Below are 2,073 nucleotides of genomic sequence, written 5' to 3' on the forward strand. Positions count from 1 at the left end.
CCAGCCGATCCAAGGGGCAAGCCCCCGACTGGACGCCGCTGCCGGTGCAGTACGTCGACTACACGCTGTGGCAGCGCACCCAGTTCGGTGAGCTCGACGACAGCGACAGCCGCATGGCCGCGCAGCTGGCCTATTGGCAGGACGCCCTCGCCGGGATGCCCGAGCGGCTGGAGCTTCCCACCGACCGGCCCTATCCGGCGGTCGGCGATTACCGCGGTGCCCGGGTTTCGGTCGACTGGCCGGCGGACCTGCAGCAGCGGGTGCGCGACGTGGCCCGCAAGCACGACGCGACCAGCTTCATGGTTATGCAGGCCGCCCTGGCGGTGTTGCTGTCCACGCTGGGCGCCACCGACGACGTGGCGGTGGGGTTCCCGATCGCCGGGCGGCGCGACCCCGCGCTCGACGAGCTGGTGGGTTCCTTCATCAACACCCTGGTGCTGCGTGTCGACCTGACCGGCGATCCCACCGCCACCGAACTGTTGGACCAGGTGCGCCAGCGCAGCCTGGCCGCCTACGAACACCAGGACGTGCCCTTCGAGGTCCTGGTCGAGCGCCTCAACCCCACCCGGAGCCAGGCCCACCATCCGCTGGTGCAGGTGTTGTTGGCCTGGCAGAACAACGAGCCCGCCGCGCTGAGCCTGGGCGACCTGCGGGTCACGCCGCTGCCGGTGGACACCCACACCGCCCGCATGGACCTCGCGTTTTCCCTCGCCGAACGCTGGACCGACGCCGGCGAGCCCGCCGGGATCGGCGGGGAGGTGGAGTTTCGCACCGACGTTTTCGACGCGGCCAGCATCGAGGGGCTGATCGAGCGGTTGCGACGGGTGTTGGTGGCCCTCACCACCGACCCGGCACGGCGGCTGTCGTCGATCGATCTCCTCGACGACGATCAGCAAGCCCAGCTGGACCGGTGGGGCAACCGGGCGGTGCTGGCCCAGCCCCCGGCCGCCGGGGCGTCCATTCCGGCGTTGTTCGCCGCGCAGGTCGGCCGGGCTCCGGAGGCAGTGGCGATCAGGTATGGGGAGCGGTCGTGGACGTACCGCGAGGTCGACGAGGCGTCGAATCGGTTGGCGCACTTGCTTTCCGGGCATGGCGCCGGCCCGGGGGAGTCGGTGGCGGTGCTGTTTTCCCGGTCGGCCGAGGCGATCGTGGCGATTGCGGCGGTGCTCAAGACCGGGGCCGCCTACCTGCCGATCGACCCCGCGCACCCCGACGCGCGGATCGAGTTCATGCTGGCCGATGCCGCGCCCATCGCCGCGATCACCACCGCCGAGCACGCCGACCGGCTACAGGGGCACGGGGTGGCGGTCATCGATGTCGACGACCCGCGGATTCGCGCCCAGCCCAGCAGCGCACTGCCCGGACCCGCACCGGACGACATCGCCCACATCATCTACACCTCGGGCACGACCGGTGTCCCCAAAGGGGTCGCCGTAACCCACCGCAACGTGACCCAGTTCCTGGCGGTGGCGGATTCATATGTGCCGCCGGGGGTTTGGACGCAGTGCAATTCCTATGGCTTCGACACGTCGGTGTGGGAGATCTGGGGCCCGCTGTTGCACGGCGGGCGCGTGGTGGTGGTGCCGGAATCGGTTGCCGCCGCGTCCGAAGACTTCCACGCCCTGCTCGTCAGGGAACGGGTGAGCCTCCTCACCTGGACCCCGTCCGCCGTGGCGACGTTGTCGCCGCAGGAGTTGGGACAGATGGCGTTGATCGTGGCCGGCGAGGCCTGCCCGACCGACGTGGTGGATCGGTGGGCGCCGGGGCGACTGATGCTCAACGCCTGCGGCCCGACCGAGACGACGATGGTGGTGACGTTGAGCGCGCCGCTGGCGCCGGGGTCGGGGATCGTGCCGATCGGCTCGCCGGTGCCCGGGTCGGCGTTGTTTGTGCTGGACAAGTGGTTGCGGCCGGTGCCGGCCGGGGTGGTCGGGGAATTGTATGCGGCCGGCCGCGGCGTCAGCTGCGGCTATGTCCGGCGGGCGGGTTTGACCGCGTCGCGGTTTGTGGCGTGCCCGTTCGGCGGGGCCGGGACGCGGATGTATCGCACCGGGGATCTGGTGCGCTGGCGGG

The 2,073-nt window shown here is 71.0% G+C and carries 1 protein-coding gene; it reads left to right on the plus strand.

The genetic code is table 11. From position 1 onward, the window contains the following. On the plus strand, positions 1-2,073 hold a 2,073-nt coding region (locus A5736_RS20175), incomplete at both ends, for an amino acid adenylation domain-containing protein (protein WP_139333460.1).

The sequence above is a fragment of the Mycobacterium sp. SP-6446 genome, assembly GCF_001954045.1.
Lineage (GTDB): Bacteria > Actinomycetota > Actinomycetes > Mycobacteriales > Mycobacteriaceae > Mycobacterium.